Origin of the sequence: Ruthenibacterium lactatiformans (assembly GCF_000949455.1) — a bacterium.
Lineage (GTDB): Bacteria > Bacillota > Clostridia > Oscillospirales > Ruminococcaceae > Ruthenibacterium > Ruthenibacterium lactatiformans.
This window is the reverse complement of the sequence record NZ_JXXK01000020.1, coordinates 1-17,432: the sequence shown is the minus strand read 5'-3', so window position 1 is coordinate 17,432 and position 17,432 is coordinate 1. Positions and strand designations below refer to the sequence as shown.

Here is a 17,432-nt window from a genome sequence, read left to right as displayed (position 1 = left end):
CTCATCTTCCTTCCTCCCTGGTTTTTCGGGGAGTTTTCCGTTTGGGTTGCGGCACTTCTTCCGGCAGACACGGATGGCTGATGTTGCGGTAGTCCATGTTGAAGAAGATACCACGCAGCTTGCCCGAGAAGTGGTTTTCCTTTGCGATCTTCTCCGGCGTCCCACGGCTCTCGATGTAATCGTGGGGGCCGCCATACAGGCGGGTCACCATCTCATCCTTTTCGGGGTCATAGGACATAAAACGCAGATCAAAGCACACCGTCGACAGCTGCATTCCCACAAAGGACGCGAAGTGCTGTTGACGGTTTCCCTGCTCCGTCAGCGGAGGATGTGCCTCTGCCGAAGGCTGCAGCTGCAACGTGGTGGTACAGACGTTGGTCCAGAACTCCACCGGCAGATCAGCCGGCAGGTTCAGGTTGGTGTGGTCGGGGACATAGGCCATATAGTAGCGCTCGGCGTCCGGCTCTTTCCCCACCAGGATGCCGTCTTTGCTGATTTCGCTCACCACCAGCAGGCAATTCCATTCTTTCTTCTTCACGTCAAATCCCATGTACCGCTGTTTGGCGCGGATGACAACGGGCGGTCTGCGAAAGTCATCATTCACAAAAAACTGGTAGTCGGCGTCACTCAGCACCAGAGCCCGCTGTATGGAGAACTTCTGCGGCTTACTCATAAACGGCGAAATATTCTGAAGTTCAGTAACATCCAGTACACCGGATACAAAATTGGCGGTTTCCTGATATTTCTTTACCATTGGCTTTTCACCTCCTTCCAGATTTCCTGGGAGATTCGAATCATCTTATCTACACTTTCCTGACTGGCCACACCGGTACTGTTTGCCCGATGGGCCACCTGGTTGGCGTTGTTGCAGAGTCCGGACACTTTTCGCAGCAGGTCCTCATGATGGGTACAGGGACGCGGACGAATGGTTTCACCCATAATCAGCGCCCGCAGCAACTTTTCACGAGATAACCCGCTTTGCGCTGCCAGTCGGTTCAGATGCTTCAGTTCCTGCTCGGTCAGCCGAAGTGGAATAACGTGGCGGCGCTTTCGTCCTGTCACCGGACGGCATCCGGATGCCCGATGCGGATTTCCGGGTTGTGGCACGCCTCAAGGGTCACCTGCTTCTTCGGCACCCTCGTAAGATCCAGAAGTGTCTTGTCCGGCAGATAGGCACCGAACATCTGCGCGGCCACCCTGGTCAGGAGAATTGCTTCTTTTTCGGATACCGCAGTAACCAGAGAACAATGGAAGGCCCCGTACACAGTATCGTACCCTTCCTTGGGAATGTCGGTTTCGAATGCGTACCGCTGCCCCAGGGCACTGCAGAACTGCCGGTAGTCTTTGGGCGAGAGCTCCAGCAATTCTTCCGTAACGAAGGGGTACGGCACGCCTTCCGCAGCTTCTTCTTTCAGCCGTTCCAAGTCGGTCACCAGCGGGTAAAATTGTGCCCGCATTTCAAATCCACTCATGGTTTTCACCTGTTCCTTTCCAAATGTAACGCGGCACTGCTCTCGCAGGCCGTCGGGGGTTTGGGGCACGCCCCAAGGATCTGCGTTTGGATATCCAAACGCTATGCTTGCAAAACCGTCTGCCAGCAGGTGAGAGGTCGTCCCCTCCCCTTTCAGTCGGTGAGGATTTCTCCCTTTTCGGCGGCCTGCAAAACACCGTCCAGCGTTGTGAGGACCTTGCTGTATTTCTTGGCAAGGCCCACTTCCGCGTTGGTAGTCGCATCCGAATGCTTACCGCAAACCACCAAGACTGTGCAGCGGAGCAGTTTGTCCCGCAAAATTTCGTTGAAGGCATGGCGTTCATCGGGATTTTCCAGCACAATGAACTGCCCGTCCTGCAGACGAGGACAGACCGGCACATATCCGCACTGAAAAATCGTGCGGCAATAGCCGCGTAAAGTCTTGGAGTTGGTGTCATTGGTGGCGCACACGTAGGCCCAGGGACGTTTCATATCGGTTCTCCTTCCAAAAATGAGGCGGAGTGAATCTTAATAAGATTCACTCCGCACGGTTCTTTCTGTCAGTGAATCTTGTTAAGATTCACTCTGTGGCTCCAGCGCCTGTTTCACACGCTGGGTACCAAGCTGGAAGTAGGCGTCGGTAAGTTCGATGCCCACCGCTTCGTACCCTTCCTGCACCGCAGCCAAAATGGTGGTGCCGGAACCGGCAAACGGGTCGAGGATTCGGCCTCCCGGTTCGCAGATCTGCACCACATCCCGCATGAGCTGCAGGGGCTTTTCGGTCACATGGATGCGGTTGGCGGGGTTGGCCTGACGGAATACCCCCGGCAAACAACCCACATTGCGCTCCAGCGGCATCTTGCCGTTGGAACCCCAAACGATAAACTCGGCTTGCTGACGGAAGCGCCCCCGCTGCGGTCGACCGGACGGCTTATCCCATACCGCGATTCCGCGCCAGGTCCACCCGGCCCACTGCAGGGCATCGGTCATGGAGGGCAGCTGCCGCCAGTCGATGAACAGGCAGATGGGCGCACCGGGCTTGCAGGCAGCACGCACCATCTGAAGCCATTCACACATCCACCGGGTCCAGCTGCGCTGGTCCATCTGGTCACTGTCAAAATCCGGCAGTGCCTTGTCGCCGCGCAGACTGCTGTACTTCTCGGTAGTCGAGCGGTTCTTGGCCGTCTGGCTGGCACCGCCGCTGGCATAGGGCGGGTCGGTAATGACGGCATCAAAGACGGCTCTGGTCATGTGCGGAACGATGTGCATGACATCGCCATGCAGAATCGTCCAGCGGTCATCTCCAAAATGCTCGGGCATAGTAAAATCGTTGGAAGAAAACAAAGTGGATTGCTGGAGAGTATTTGTCAAAGGCATCATCCTTTCTATTATTCAGCGTTCAGGCGCTTTCGGCGGCTTGACCTGCTCAATGCTGTACAGCCGCACATGGGTCCCGTTGATGGCCAGGACACTGTTGGTGGGGTTGTCCACCGTGTTTCCCGGCAGAATAAAGGCATCCGCGCCCAGGTAAACCGCACCGGCCACAACGCCCATCACGGTGGCATGGCCTTCCACGAGGGGCACTGCTCCGGTGATCTGGTTTTTCCGAATAACGGCATCGCCGCAGACGACGGCACCTTCCTGCACCGTACCGCCGGACACTACCGCGCGGTCACGGACGCGGCCTTGGCCACCGATTTCAGCTTCATTGGAAACGAGGGCCGAACCGCTTACCCGGGCCTGTCCAGTCAGGAAAGCCCCGGTTGTCACGATGGCGTTTTCGCAGCAGATGGCATCCCCGTAGATCCAGGCACCATCGTTTTCCTGGGTCAGATTTTCCTCGCTCTGGACATAGCCGCCCAGGGTACCGGGGCCAACGGTTTCGCTTACCCGCGTCAGAGCCCGGATACGGTGCAGGCTGGGATCTTTGGGATGCGCGATGTCGGTGATCTCATACTTCTTCGAAGGGGTGACTTCCTCCACCGTGAAGTCGAAGTCGTGGTCCTGCCAGAAATGCACATACAGCAGGCCATCTTCGGTTTCGATTTCCCGCTGCTCGAAGCCCTCGCCCCAGCCGTCTGAATACTGTCCGGCCAGGTAGTCCATGAGCTTGTCCCAGCCGGGTTCCGAAAGATCATCATCTGCCCGCACCGTGGTACAACCATAAAGCCGCCCGTTCCAGACCTCCACCGAGGGGACCAGACTCCGAACGTGCTGCTTAACGTAATCGCTCTCATAGAAGTATTTCATGAGATCTTCGGTACCGTTGTCGGTGTAGGCCTTGACTGCCTTTTCAATTTCCTCCGCATAAAGCAGCAGTTCTTCGCCGTTGTATTCGTCGGCGGAATCCTCGTATTCATACTCTCCGGCCTGGTACAGTTCACCAGTCAGCGGAGAGTACATTTTGAAAATGCGTTCACTCAATCGCATCACCTCCGTTATGGTCATCGCGCCAACTCGGTGCGATGTCTGGTACAGGCACATCTTGCCTGTTTGATTTGTTTGGCGAGGTCGGCATAGTCGCCGCCCTCGATCTGCGGCAGGCACAGGGACACTTTGTACTTGCCGCCGAGATTGCGGGCGATGGCCAGCGCCGCATGGCGGCCCGGCTCATCATTGTCCATGCACAGTTGGATGGTGTCCACATCCGGATGCTGACGCAGGAACTCCACCAATGCCACTGGCGTCTTGATCTCCACATTTTCTTCTTTCGGAGCATAGATGCCGCCCAGCGAGAGGCGGTATTTGTCTGCGGTATTATCGGAGAGAGTCATCTCAGCCATGGCATCAATGGCCGCCTCAAACACTGCCACCGTGGTGGAAGGATGCAGCGGCGGAATGCAGAAGCCATACCGCTTGTCGCTGCCCGGCGTTTCAGCCTTAAACGGACGCCCTTGGCCGTAGGTGCCGCGCAAAGCTGCGTACCGTGCTGTGCCGTTTTCATCCTTTCCGATAAACACACAATTGTGATACGGCAGGCTCTCATAGACCAGGCCACGGTCCACACAGTAACTGAGCACCACGGGGGAAATGCCTCGCCCGCAAAGGTACGCCACAACCCGGGCATTGTTGCGGGCAGCAGGCGGAAGAGAGAACTCCGGGCGCTTCTGCTCCACCTCCTCATGAGCGACAGGGATGTACCCAGGTACCTCATCACACAGCATCCGCACGGCTTCCACAAAACCACACTGCTCCACATGGACGAGATAGTCCAGGGCAGACTTGCCTCCGATCCCACGGCTTTTCCAGTGCCAGACACTGGACTCACCGTTAATTTTGAAGCTGTCGTGACTGCGCAGCTCGAACTCGCCGCGGGCGCTGCTCTTGACCAGATCTGCGGAACGATACCGCCGCAAGAATTCAATGGCCGTCATCTTTTTGGCGGCGGCGATCTGTTCCTTGCTGACACCGGGCATCAGGAAAGGGCCCTCATCAGCAGGCTACTCTTATCCACCTGCTCCCAGGGAAAATCTTCACGTCCGAAATGCCCGCCGACGGCAGTACGGGCATAGATCGGTTGCTGCAGATGGAGGGTCTCGATCATGCCCGCCGGGGTCAGATCGAACACATGGCGCACTGCCGCTGCCAGATATTCGTCATCGCAGCGAAAACACGTTTGGAAGGTGTCCACCGTAACCGCCATGGGCTTGGCCATGCCAATGGCATAGGTCAGGGCCACGCGGCACCGATCCGCAATATTGGCAGCCACAATGTTTTTCGCAATGTACCGGGCCATGTACGCAGCGGTCCGGTCAATTTTGGTGGGGTCTTTGCCGGACAACGCCCCGCCGCCCTGGCTCACAAAAGGCCCGTAAGCATCCACCATGAGCTTGCGGCCCGTCAGGCCGGTGTCGGCTTCCGGGCCGCCCACCACGAAACTGCCGCTGGGGTTGAGGATGACTTCCATCCGATCATCGGTGGGCATTCCTTTGAGGGCGGGCAAAATGACCTGAGCAAAGATGTCGGCCTGGATATCCTCGATATGTACCCCCGCCTCATGCTGGACCGACAGCAGGATCTGATCTACCCGCAGCGGTTTGTCATCCTCATACTCCACAACCACCATGGCTTTGCCATCGGGGCCGATTCCGTGAACAGCATCGGTCATTCTGGCCAGGGTCAGCAGGCTGGTGAGGCGGTGAGCGATCACCACGGGCATGGGCATCAGTTCGGGCGTTTCGTTGCAGGCGTACCCGATGACGACACCCTGGTCACCGGCACCGATGGCCTCGTCATCTTCGGGGCTATCCGCAGGCACTTCCACAGCTCCGGCAATATCCGGGCTCTGAGGATGCAGATAACAATCGATCTGAAAGCTCTTGGGGTCGTACCCAACGCTGTGCAGCACGTCCCGGGCAATGTTGAACACGTCGGGGTTTGCTTCGGTGGTAATCTCACCGGCCACAATGATGTGACCACGGGTGGCCATGACCTCACAGGCGACGCGGCTGGCGGGGTCTCCGGTCAGACACGCGTCCAGGACGTTGTCTGCGATGAGATCGCAGAGCTTGTCGGGGTGGCCTTCGGTGACAGATTCAGCAGAATAAAAAGTGCGCATTGATTTCTCCTTTGTATGTTGATTGGTGTTTATGGCAAAACAAAAAGGCGCACAGCCGGGAGGGCTACGCGCCTGGTAAAAAACATATTGGGTCATGGCTTATCTCTCTTTGTTATCCAGGTTTTTTCGGGGCCGGGTAATGCGTCCTTGCTCATCAATGTCAGGAAAGCGGTATGCCAGCTTATCCCATCCAACAGTCAGACCATACAGCATGGCTGTTTGCTGCTGCTTGGTAACGCCCATAGCGGCGTTGAGGCGTTCCGCATACGTCTTGGCATCAATGCCTTCCGGGGGAGCATCGATCTCCCAATATCCATCTTTCCCGTACTGGACGAGCATCACATGGTCGAATCCTTCAACCGCACAGAAGCTCAATTCCGGCAGGTTGTGCCGGATTGCAAAATCCTGCTTGATGGATTCCGGGGTATTCGGAAGATCAGGGTTGGTATACGGCACCTGCATCAGACCACCGCGATACGGGACAAACAGCTGCGGTTTGAAAAACATGGCTTTGTACCGCTCCACCTGTTCATTGGTCAGACTGCAGAAGTCATCTTCAGTGAGCCCCACCACAAAGAAAGTCCCAGCGATCACGTCATAGTCATCCAGCGTCCGGTTGAGGGGCAGCCCTTCCAGCTTGCCCTCGTCATTGCAGACAATGCAGGCGTTGTCCTGCCAGGGATACACACATTCGATGAGTCCCCCGACCACAGCCTGTTCTGCTTTCAGACTCTTTGCGATTTCCGCTTCCCGGGGATACTGCCCCGGCTCAACAATCAGCACTTTCAACCATCTATCACATCCTTTCTCCGTTCAGGCAATTCATTTCTCTACAGCGACAACGACTGTCCGAGCTCCATCCCAGTTGTAGGCACAAGTCACAAGCGTCAGCAGGCGTTTCACTGCTTGCGGTTCATACCCTGTTTCTTCCAGCATCGTGCCGGCAAAAGCGAGGTAATCCTGTTCATCTGCAAACACTGTCCGGTTAAAAGGGATTCTCGACAGGTCGGTTGTCAAAACCGATGCGATCCGGTATTCCCGAACTCCATCCTCCGTTTCCAAGAAAATCGTCGAATGCTGCTCACGGAACTTCTGCTCGGTCAGTTTTTCCAGTACACCAAACATGGTCCCATCATTCATGTTGTGACCGAAGATCACGACATTCTTGCTTTTGGGGGTACAGTCATATTGGAAGAACAGACTTCCGGCCAGTCTCCACCGTCCATCATAATTCCGCCGAAGGTAATATTCAGGATCATCTGCACTGCTTTGCACTACAGGATAGTCCACACAGGTTCCGGGTATGGTAAGCCATGCATGAACATCCGGATAGCGAGAACGCAAGGATGCAAAATCCAATTGGTGCTTCTCCCCGCCATCCTGTTCACTCTCTGCAGATTCAGCCTGCGGCGCAGTGACAATGTATTGGGCTTTCAGATCCTCTGCATCTTTCTGCGTCAGAAACGGCTGGATTACCAGAAACCAGAGCAAACCTATGCTGCAGATGAAAAGGATTCCAAGCAGGAGCCCCTTTACAAAGCGATGCATCATTTTTCTTTACTCTGGCTGTTTTGCTCTCCAGTGTGTTTCTTCTTCCGAATCAGTCCCAAGCCCATGGCTGCCGCCACCCCTGTTCCGAACAGGACTGCAGGAAGCCACGGAATATCACCGGTCTGAGGAAGGACAGGGACAGACGGTGCCGGTGTGGGGGCAGGAGTACTGACCGGCTGTTCCGGAGTAAGAGTCGGAGTCGGATTATCCGGTGTGGGAGGAGTCTCAGGGCTGGGGGCATCGCGCATAATGACCATGCCGTCCTCCAGCTTTTCCCAATGGTCAAAGATCAGCCAGTCTTTGCCGGTGCAGACATAGACATCCGCCGCATTGAGCAGGTCGCCGTTTTCATCCTTGCTCTGTAACAGCTTGAACCGGATGCTTTCTGCCACTTCATACCCGTTGGGCGCGGCGGTCTCCACCAGAGTGTAAACCGTATCAAATTTCAGTCCGCGGATTTCGGTGGGCTTGTCGCCGCTGACCCACTGGCGCACTACATTGCCGTCCTTGTCCTGGATGGTAAGCGTTGCACCGGGGAGCTCGTCGTCACCGGTAAGCGCCCGCTTGGATACATAGAAAGAGGTGGCATCGTTTTTGAAGGTCTGCTCAAGTTCCACCACGGGCGTACTGCTGCCGGCATAGATGAAGGCCAGCTCCTGGTCGGGTGCATCAAGGTAGTATCCTTCCGGTGCGCGCAGCTCACGAAGCAGATAGCGTCCGCTGTTGGCAGTGGTGTTTTCAGGAATCTGCACGTTGCTCATGCCATAGTAGAGCCCCCGCAGCGGCAGATCGCAGGTGAACGTAGTGCGCCCTTCGGAGTCGGTAGGAGCCGAGGTTGCGATCAGATCCCCTGCATGAAACAGCAGCTCGCCAGAGCCATTGTAGATATCATCCACCGTATACAGGTTGTAGACAGCACCGGCAACCAGCGTATCCATTTTGACGTCCCGCTTGCAGACGGTGAGTTCCGTTTTGACCCTCTCGTTGTAGAACTTGAGGACCTGCGCCTCTACCTGTTCGGCGGTGGCCTCATCCGCGTTGACAACCTCAAAGGTATCCGTGGATGCATTGCCTTCCTCATCGGTAGAGGTAATGCTTTGAGCCATAACTACACTGTTGGTTTGGACATCCCACGAAAATACCACATCGTAGCTCTGCTTGGTGCCAACATAACCATACGGCGCATTGGTTTCCTCAATGTGGTAACTGCCAAGAGGCAGCGTCACTGTCACTTCGCCTACGGTTCCATCGTGGACAATCGAAAGGAAATCATAGGTGGAATTGGTGCGGCCGGGTGCGAATGTAACGATATCGCTGGTACCATCGCCCGTCTGTACGACTGCAACTACATCGCCTTTGGCATACCAAAGGGTCCGGTTGCCGTTGGCATCCACCTGATGATCCTGGGTGTAAATGTCCTCATTGGCTGTGATGGTATATTCGGCGTAAGGGATGGGCCGATCCTCGTAAACAAAGTGGCCGGGCCACGCCTCTCCGCTAAACTGCGGATCGATCAGGTCGCTATTTTCTTCTTCCCAGCCGGTCAGAACAGGGCCCGTCTTGCGGATGGTCAACCTGCCCAAGGTCTCATGGTTGATGTACTCCTGGGTAAGGATATACTCATCCATGTCGTTGACAGCATTACCAATCACTTCCCACGCCGAGTCGGAAGAGATCTCAAACTCCACCGAATACTGCTCATCGTTGAAGAAGCCGTTGGGGCCTTCCAGTTCCACGACCTCATATCGGCCCAGGGGCAGTTTTTCGGGGGTTTTCATGCGGCCCTCGCTGTCGGTATAGAACACGTTGGTTTTCTCGGTTGGATCACCGCTGCTGGGATCGACCATGGACAGGCGCTCTTTGGTTCCATCCTCATGCAGCATATAGATGGCGAAAGAGGTGTTGGCCAGTTTGACTGCCTTGCCGGTTTCGGCATCCACCTTGATCAGTTTCAGATAACCTTCCATTTCCTCATCGAGGATGTTATAAGTCAGGTAACTGTTGCTGGGTTCGGTCACACTTCCGTTGGGCTGGCACATGACGCTCTGCGGAGTAGTGCTGTCCACCGTAAAGCCAAAGGGATTGCATTGGAATACATCTTTCGGGATGGTGGACTCAACGACAAGATACTGCCCATAGGGAAGGCCAGTCACTCGGAACACACCTCCCTCGTTGGTGAAGATCTCATCGAGACGATACTCATTGGTCGTGCCGGTGGGCACCCAGCCGAGACCGCTGCCGTTGGCATTGTCGCCCGCTTCAGTCAGGGTCGCATTGTAGGCATACACCAGATCGGTGTCGCTCTCAAACATCCGCGCTACGGCCTGACTCTCCTGACTGAAATCATATTTGAGGGTTTCGTTATCGTAATTGTCCTTGCGGTAGGCGTCCAACACGCTCTGGATGTTGTAGCTACCGTCCGGGTTGCGGGTAAACTGATCCGCCTTGCTCAGATCGGGGATGCGGTAAATGGTGAAGCCTGCACCTTCCAGCTTGGGAGCGGGGCTGCCCGGGCCGGTGGTGCTCACCAGCTTGCGCAGTTCGAAGCCGCCCTTCAGCACTGCATCCAGGCTGTGCTCACTCTCACGGATCACATACCCGGACTCATCGCCATAGGACAGGGTCTGATAGTGATTGACCTCATCGCAGAGGTACCCTTCGGCGTAGCTCAGGTAGTAGCCATCGTAGGTTTTGCTGCCGTCCAGCGCACGGCCCTCTGCCACAGCGGAGTATAGATTCTTATAGATATAGTCGGTATACTCACCATCGGACTGTTCCAGGGGAGAATACTGGCCGGTCGGCTCCAGCTCACGGTTCAGTTCCGGGTACTGTCCGGTGATGTAGAACTTGCTGTTGGTATCCACCGGCAGGACAATACCGGTAGCGCGTTCAACCAGATAATACCGACCAAGATAAAGGTTTCCGAACACCAGCTTTCCATCCTTGATCTCGGCGCTGGCCACCAAATGGTCTTTGGCAAGAATGGGAAGATAACTCTCATCCCAGCCATTGTTGGTACGCACAGTGGTATGCCAGATAGGCTTACCACTACTGTCCACAATCTTGCTGTAATCAACCACCCCGGCCACACCGTCAGGATGCTGAATATCCGCAGCCGCGTAAAGATCGTACACGGCCCCTTCGATGCTGGCTTCACCGTGAGGTGCGGTACCGGATACTGCAGAACTGCTGGCGCTGCGGGGTGTATTCTGTCGCAGCTGATCCAGATCTGATTTCGTCAGAATAATCTCGCCCAAAACGCGATCATTCTGGAAGTTGCCATCCTTCGGAGTCATCGTGTAGCTGTCCTCGTTGTTTGCGAGGCCGGTGCTGTCGGTCTTATAGACACGGGTAGCATCTTTCTTTTCATCGCTGATCGTCACAGTGGCTTCCACACCGCCGGAGGTCAACAGTTTTGTGCCGCCAGTGTATTCGAAGGCGATGTCGGCATTGTAATCTGTATTGTCCAACCAGATTACGCTACCGTCGTTGGCTTTGGTGATTTCGATATAGTAGCCCCGCTTGCCCAAAGGCGTACCTGCGGTGCCGGGATGTTCCACATCTGTCCAATCGCCGTAATAGCCAGAAGGGGCACGGGTTTCCACAATAAGGAATCGTCCTTCATTGCGCTGCGTGTAATACATTGTCCGGCTTTTGATTGGGTCACCGGCAGCATACGCTGATCCGTTTGAGACAGAGTAAGTTCCATCCTCATTGCGGACAACCGTGTACTGATTGTACCCACCATACGGGATATACTTCTGCGTCACGGTGTCCCATTCATAGACCTCGTAAGCAGCATCGGCAGCAATCTGTTGGCCAGTTTCGCTGTCCACCTTTTTCAGGTTGATCTGAAGTGACCACTCATCGTTTTTCATAATGTAGTCGTTGGAACTGTCAGCAGGCACGGTGATAGTCTGGTGGCTACCAAGACTGCCATTGAATTCCTCGAAACCATACGGGATCTCTACTTCATCGTAGGAGAAGCGAATCGACGCCAGCTCAGCACGGGCGGTTGCAATAGCTGCATCCACCATGCCTTGCGCTTCGTTCTGCAGCTGCGAAATGGCGGCGTTTTTTGCTGCATCCGCAGCGGCATCCGCCTCGGCTTGGCTGCTGTAGGGGCCTTCCTGGCCGCTAAGCGTGGTTGTGCTGGTCTTGCCGACCTCATAATGCACCGACCAGGTTACTGTACCGTCGCCGCCGTTGTTCTGATAGCTGTCATCGTTTGTGTGGCCGGAAGTGGTAATAGTCTGCGCGCCGGCGGGGCTCATCTGCCAGCTGCCACCGTCGATACTGCCGCTCGTTTTGGATGGCGTCACAGTGATCTTGGCACCATCTACCTTCTCGCCGGTTTCCAGCTGCTGTTTATCGGCGTTGATCGTGAAGGTCACGTCAAAGCTTCCGCTGGCGGACTGCGCAGGGGCCACCCAGTTTGCGGAATAGTATTCGGAGTCGGGTACGTCCGGGATATCCGTACCGCCACCCTCCTCCGAAATTTCTTCGCCTACAATGGCAATGACCTGCCAGGCATACCCGGCAGGCGGGTTATAGATATAGGTATAGTATCCGTTTTCGCCAGAGTAAGTAGCGGCTTTGCTATCAGTTCCCTGCTCGGACAGCTCCTGGGCAGAAGCACGATAGGTTTGGGCGGCCAAGCTATTCGGATAGTTGGCCATGATCCACAGCTGAACGTCATCGTAGTAGCGATATGCTGTGTCTGCAGCGTTTTCACTCTCCAAACCGTAAGTAGCTGCCGTCGTTCCGTTGTGCTTTTCTTCCAGCAGGTTCAGCGAAAGCTGTCCCAGCCCGCCCCATATATTGATCTGGTTCGCATAGTGGTTACCGGGCGTATATTGACCGGGTTCCAGCCGCGACACATACGAAAAACTATAGGTTGGGCAACCCGTTGGCTGGCCATTCAGACCATGGCTGCAGCAGTAAGCCTCAACGCCGTTAAACCAAACCAGCCACGTTCCACCCTCGAAGCTGATCGAGGTGATCTTGCCGGTGGTAAACGGGGGTGTGGGTCCGGCAGCATAGGTGCCGGCTACGGCATTCGCCGCGGTTTTCATGGCTGCCTTGCTCTCGCCCAATTTCACCTGCAGGGTCTTGCTCAGTTCAGTGCCATCCGGAGCACTGTAGCGAAATTCTACTGAAAAGTCATGGTCGGCTTTCACATAGAAACCGGAGGCAAAAGCAGAAGTTTCTTTGTAGCCGGTCTTGGTAATGGATTCGATTTCATCTGCATCTGCCGGTTGGCCCTCAAAGTCCATGAGAACCACGTCCTCCGGCAGGAGAATCTCCGATGTGCTCCCATTGGCGGGGTATTCGACCTGTACCATCAAGGGAACGATGGCATATTCTTCTCCAGGTTCCCGGCCCACTGTAATGATCAGGTCATCTGCGTGCAGTGCTTCAGCATCGATATGCGCATCCACACCGTCGTACAGGTCTGTTACCCATTCCGAAACGGAAATACGAGTCTGACCAGTGGCAATGGGCAGCCCCATGCTGCCGATGTAGCTTCCGGTGGGTGCATCCGGCAGATCGTCGTAAAGCATCTCAGTGATCTCGCCCAGGTCCGGTTCCCCACCCGCTCCGGTAGCAACCGGGTTTTCCATTGCGGCGTAGGTGGCTGCAAGAATAGCTGCCCACACGGCATAGGCGTCTTGCACACGGTCATCACTGCGTTCTGCTTCCGGGATCTGGTTATACAGATCCTCTGCTTCATACAGCGGTGCGCAGGCTTCTTCCTGCGCAGCAATGGCATCATTGAGCTTGGACTCCAGCACGGCGTTGTCCAGGTCAGCCATCCATGCCTGATGCGCCAGCCCCCAGGCGTTGCTGGCTGCCACCATGCTGTCACGATTCATCGCCGCAACAGCGTCCACAAACGCCTGAGCTTGTTCGCTCAGCGCTCCTTCCGCTGCTGTTTCTGCGGTTTCAGAAGTTGCCGTTGTGGTTTCTTGCGAGGGGGTGGATTCTGCAAATGCCAGAGAGCCGCTCAGATTGCTGAACAGCAAAACTCCTGCCAACAGCAGTGCCATCCCCCGTTTCCAGAGTTTAATAAAATGATTCGGCATAACTGTCTCCTTTATTACAAATGCATCTTGGGTTACCGCTCCTGTTGCCTTTTCGGTTTAGGTCGTGCGGGGACTTCCGGCGCATCCGCCGGTCGCCCTATTTCCGGGATAAAACCACCCAAACGGTTCGGAACAAAATCCGAGAGCCACGTGCCGCCGAAAGTTGCATGGGTTTGTATCCGCCACATGGCAAGTTTTCCGACGTCCAGCTTCACGCCCTCAAAGGGATAGAGCAGACAGGTCAGGCCGTCATACTCGAAGGAAGAGATATCCTGAAACTTGGTGCCATCCTTAAGAATGCCGTTTTCGGTAAACATCTCATTGATACCGTCCAGCCATTCCTGCAGATCGCCACCACAGCCTTGCAAGATCAATCCTTCGCTGTCATTCATGCGGCGCAGACTATCAGTTGAAATCGCGTGAATTCCCATAATTAAACGCCTCCTTTCCTGTAAGAGAAACAGGCCCCCGCTTTGTGGCAAGGGTCTGTCCCATGGCGATTTATGTTTTTCCGTAGAGCTGGGCATCCAGCGCAGCCAGCCGCCTTCCGATGGCCTCCACCACATTGACCGTCACGCCATTTCCGGCCTGTTTGTAGATCTGATTGTCGCTTTGAATGGCCAGCACCTTGTCGATGCGCTCATCTGTCCAGCCCTGCAGACGCAGGCACTCCCGTGGAGTCAAGCGGCGGATTCGGCCATTGTGCAGCACCCCGGAAGCCTCTCTCTTATGCTTGCGAATCCCGCCGTTCTGCTTTGCGGTCAGGCAGCGGGCAATCTCGGTGGTTTGGGGATCACGATTCATATCGATGAAGCATGGTGTCCCTTGTGTTGATCCGGTGGTGAGGGTGTGGGCAATTTTGTGTCCCACCCTACCGCGACGGGTATTGGTGCTATAGTAACTGATGTCGATGCTGTCCCCTTCATAGGCCATCTTGTAGCCTTTTCGGGTCGCTTCTTTGATGGGCAATCCGACAGCATACAAACCGGTGCGTCCTCCAAATCCTCCCGCCTGAGCAGCCAGTGTACAGCTTATTCCGTCTGGGGAATAGATTCGTTCTCCCTGGGCGCCTGGTCGAACTTGTGCAAGAGCATTTCCTGCTGCTGTGGTGAAAGGAAGTATTTTTCCTCTACATCGCTCATCAAGATATCCGACAAGATACACCCTGCGGCGGGACTGGGGGACGCCGAAATCTTTGCTGTTGAGCACCTGCCATTCCACACCATACCCCAGTCTGTCCAGCGTATGGAGGATCGTCGCAAACGTCCGTCCGCCCTCATGAGAAAGCAGGCCGGGTACGTTTTCAAACAGCAGATAGCGAGGCTTCCGGGCTTCAGCCAATCGGGCCAGCTCGAAGAAGAGAGTGCCGCGAGGATCTCCGAACCCTCGTCGGTTGCCGGCAAGGCTGAAAGCCTGGCAAGGAAATCCTCCGCAGAGCAGTTCGAAGTCGGGCATTGTATCGGGATCGGCTTTTCGGGCATCGTCAATGAACCACTCTCCCTCCGTGTCAAACAGAGCGCGATAGCTGCGGTCGGCGTATTTGTCGATCTCACAGTGTCCCATGCAAACAAAATTGCCGGCTCTGGCCAGCCCCTCCCGAAAGCCGCCCATGCCGGCAAACATATCAATATAGTGAATGGTCTTTCGCATCCGCTCCTTTCTGGTCGATGGTGTTGTTATTTAGAGCACAAGCAAAGGCATTCCCCCTTTCATAGAGATATGAAAAATGCCCCGCAGGCTATTGACCTGCGGGGCTGGCTGTTATGGTTATTCTTCTGTGTAGGCATCACCGCTTTCGCCGTACTCCGATTCGCCATCCGTGGCTTCATCGGGGGCTTCCTCGGTGTTGGTCTCCTCGTCCGTATCACTGTCCTCATCGGGGTCGTTGTTCTCCTGATCGACGTCCGGTTCATCTTCATCGTCCGACTCTGCCGGATCTTCCGCGGGATCTTCTCCCACGGTTTCGTTCATCTCCGCGCTGGGGTCCTGCTTCTGCGCGGCTGCGGCCTCGGCTTCCTCGTCGACGGCGTCAAGCTCGGCCTCAATGAGCTGGACCATGAAGTCTTTCTGGCTCAGCTTCCGTCCGTAGGTTTCCTCGTAGTGCTTGAGGTAGTCTTTGATACGCTGGTAGAGTTCCTCGGATACCTGAAATGCGATGGTTCTGGTTGCCATATTGGTTGCTCCTTTCTTGTCTTTCGTAAAGTATTTCGTGACCACCATCTCGATGAACTGGCCGGTGGTGATGCCCTGTTCTTCCAGTTCCTGCCGAATTTGTGCGTGCAGATCATCCGGAAGTGTTACCGTTAATTTGCTCATGCTATGGCTCCTTTCTTGTGCTTTTCCTCTTGGGCTAAGCAAAGCATACTGCAAACACAAGCAGAAAGCTATTCACTAAAACCAACGATAACACATCGAATATAGTGCCAGAAATACATCATAAGCAACAATGGGGATTGATCTGTCAGTCGCAGAGCGATGCCAAAAAATCCAGCGTTTGTTTGGGTACCTCTTTCTCCGCAGTCGGTATGTAATTGCCTGTTTTGCCTTCTCTGGAAGTCAATTCTTCTCGCAGCACCTGACGAATTTCTTTTTTGAGCTGCTCTGTTTCCATCTCGGCTAGAATTGCTCTCACCAAGAAGTCCTTACGCTGGCCTTTTGGTATTTCTTGTAGTCTTTCCCACGCTTTCCGGTGGTCTGGATTGCTCAGTGTGGGTCTGAATACAAATTGTGGCCGTTTCACCCCTCGCTCACCGTGCCCTGAACGCGGCCCAAGGCGCGCTCAAAACCGATGGCGTTCACCCGGTCGTCCAGCAGCGGAATAACCCGACACAGGCCGTCTTTGGGGCTGACGTGACGGTTCACGATGCAGGCCCCGCCACCCAGCATGACCAGAGGCATGGCGTGAAGATCGAAGCCCGCTTCCATGACTGCGGAGAACAACCGCTCGGTATACAGCCGCCCCTGTTTGTTCACGATGCTGCGCACCTCGTCAGCCAGGCTGCAGGGCTGGCCCGCCAGCATCTGTTCGATTTGGGCATCAGTAAGCGAAAGACCTGTTTCCTGACGGACACGTTCCCGGATCTCGTCGATGCAACGAATCATCCCAAGTTCCAGGCTGTGCGCCGTTTCTGCTACCGGCAGGGCGTTGTCGATCCGCATCAGATCCACCGTCCAGCCGCCAATGTCCATGAGCAGCAGCGACGGTTCGTCGGTCAACAGATCCGGCTCAGCCATCAGGGCCGCAAAGCCCTGGGGAAACAACTGCACATCCGCGATAGTGATGCTGTATTCCACGCCTTCGTAGCAGAACTGGACCGGCTGGGAGGGACGAAGCAGATAGCTGCGAAACTTCGGCTTGTCCCGGCCATAGCTGGTCAGCGGCAGCCCCGCCGCGATCCGCACCGTACACTCGGTTGGTGCGTCCCGGCTGCGGATTTCCTGTGCCAATGCAGCCATCGTCAGCAGGTAGTAGTTGTCGTTGATGGTTTTGTCGCGCTGGATCGGCTGCCGTCCGGTTCCACAAACAAAAAAACACCCGCCGAACTCAAGGAGTCCCTGGCGGGTGTAAGGTTCGTGGCTGCCGTAGGCTGTAAGACCGGCTGGGAAAGAACAATGCCGCGTCTTGATGGCATAATAGCCGTGATCGATGCCAATGTTCATGGGTTTTGCCTCACTTTCGTTTTTCGTTGAAATTTGCGGATCTATGTAAACGGCTGGTAGATAACTTTTCTTCCCAGCCGGTAAATTTATACTAGGGGGAGAGGTG

The 17,432-nt window shown here is 55.3% G+C and carries 15 protein-coding genes and 1 pseudogene; all 16 read right to left on the bottom strand.

What is annotated here, in order from left to right:
* Position 1 precedes the first annotated feature (1 nt).
* Positions 2-754, bottom strand: a complete 753-nt coding sequence (locus TQ39_RS13035; protein ID WP_050005831.1) for a hypothetical protein — start codon at positions 752-754, stop codon at positions 2-4.
* Positions 748-1,062 carry a plasmid mobilization protein gene (locus TQ39_RS13030; RefSeq protein ID WP_050005830.1) on the bottom strand — a complete coding sequence of 105 codons (315 nt, stop codon included), beginning with the start codon at positions 1,060-1,062 and terminating at the stop codon, positions 748-750. The genes TQ39_RS13035 and TQ39_RS13030 overlap by 7 nt, the downstream gene beginning before the upstream one ends.
* Positions 1,059-1,472, bottom strand: coding sequence for a hypothetical protein (locus tag TQ39_RS13025; RefSeq protein ID WP_050005829.1), 414 nt, complete (start codon positions 1,470-1,472; stop codon positions 1,059-1,061). Before TQ39_RS13025 ends, TQ39_RS13030 begins: the two co-directional genes overlap by 4 nt.
* 152 nt (positions 1,473-1,624) lie before the next feature.
* Positions 1,625-1,963: a DUF7768 domain-containing protein gene (locus TQ39_RS13020; RefSeq protein WP_050005828.1), complete on the bottom strand. Its 339-nt coding sequence runs from the start codon at positions 1,961-1,963 to the stop codon at positions 1,625-1,627.
* Between the two features lie 81 nt (positions 1,964-2,044).
* A complete protein-coding gene (locus TQ39_RS13015; protein WP_420865190.1) occupies positions 2,045-2,791 on the bottom strand; it encodes a DNA-methyltransferase in 747 nt (248 codons plus the stop codon).
* A 72-nt stretch (positions 2,792-2,863) separates the two neighbouring features.
* The gene (locus TQ39_RS20365) at positions 2,864-3,895 is read right to left on the bottom strand and encodes a hypothetical protein (protein WP_050005826.1); all 1,032 of its coding nucleotides are present in this window, start codon (positions 3,893-3,895) and stop codon (positions 2,864-2,866) included.
* A 20-nt stretch (positions 3,896-3,915) separates the two neighbouring features.
* On the bottom strand, positions 3,916-4,887 hold the full coding sequence (locus tag TQ39_RS13005) for a DUF3991 domain-containing protein (protein ID WP_050005825.1): 972 nt from the start codon (positions 4,885-4,887) through the stop codon (positions 3,916-3,918).
* Entirely contained in the window at positions 4,887-6,029 is a 1,143-nt protein-coding gene (gene metK / locus TQ39_RS13000) for a methionine adenosyltransferase (protein ID WP_050005873.1), read from the bottom strand. The genes TQ39_RS13005 and metK overlap by 1 nt, the downstream gene beginning before the upstream one ends.
* A gap of 99 nt (positions 6,030-6,128) precedes the next feature.
* The gene (locus TQ39_RS12995; RefSeq protein ID WP_242853503.1) at positions 6,129-6,812 is read right to left on the bottom strand and encodes a DUF3846 domain-containing protein; all 684 of its coding nucleotides are present in this window, start codon (positions 6,810-6,812) and stop codon (positions 6,129-6,131) included.
* A 39-nt stretch (positions 6,813-6,851) separates the two neighbouring features.
* Positions 6,852-7,580, bottom strand: coding sequence for a class B sortase (locus tag TQ39_RS12990; RefSeq protein WP_082052252.1), 729 nt, complete (start codon positions 7,578-7,580; stop codon positions 6,852-6,854).
* Positions 7,577-12,460 carry a SpaA isopeptide-forming pilin-related protein gene (locus TQ39_RS12985; RefSeq protein WP_167541536.1) on the bottom strand — a complete coding sequence of 1,628 codons (4,884 nt, stop codon included), beginning with the start codon at positions 12,458-12,460 and terminating at the stop codon, positions 7,577-7,579. Before TQ39_RS12985 ends, TQ39_RS12990 begins: the two co-directional genes overlap by 4 nt.
* A gap of 1,262 nt (positions 12,461-13,722) precedes the next feature.
* A pseudogene (locus TQ39_RS12980) lies at positions 13,723-14,097 on the bottom strand (hypothetical protein); the annotation flags it as partial.
* 70 nt (positions 14,098-14,167) lie between these two features.
* The gene (gene dcm, locus TQ39_RS12975) at positions 14,168-15,316 is read right to left on the bottom strand and encodes a DNA (cytosine-5-)-methyltransferase (protein ID WP_050005821.1); all 1,149 of its coding nucleotides are present in this window, start codon (positions 15,314-15,316) and stop codon (positions 14,168-14,170) included.
* A 117-nt stretch (positions 15,317-15,433) separates the two neighbouring features.
* Entirely contained in the window at positions 15,434-15,982 is a 549-nt protein-coding gene (locus TQ39_RS12970; protein ID WP_050005820.1) for a hypothetical protein, read from the bottom strand.
* 145 nt (positions 15,983-16,127) lie between these two features.
* Positions 16,128-16,406, bottom strand: coding sequence for a hypothetical protein (locus TQ39_RS20360; protein WP_082052251.1), 279 nt, complete (start codon positions 16,404-16,406; stop codon positions 16,128-16,130).
* Complete coding sequence (locus TQ39_RS12965) at positions 16,403-17,326, bottom strand: ParM/StbA family protein (protein ID WP_050005819.1); 924 nt, start codon at positions 17,324-17,326, stop codon at positions 16,403-16,405. The genes TQ39_RS20360 and TQ39_RS12965 overlap by 4 nt, the downstream gene beginning before the upstream one ends.
* Positions 17,327-17,432 lie beyond the last annotated feature (106 nt).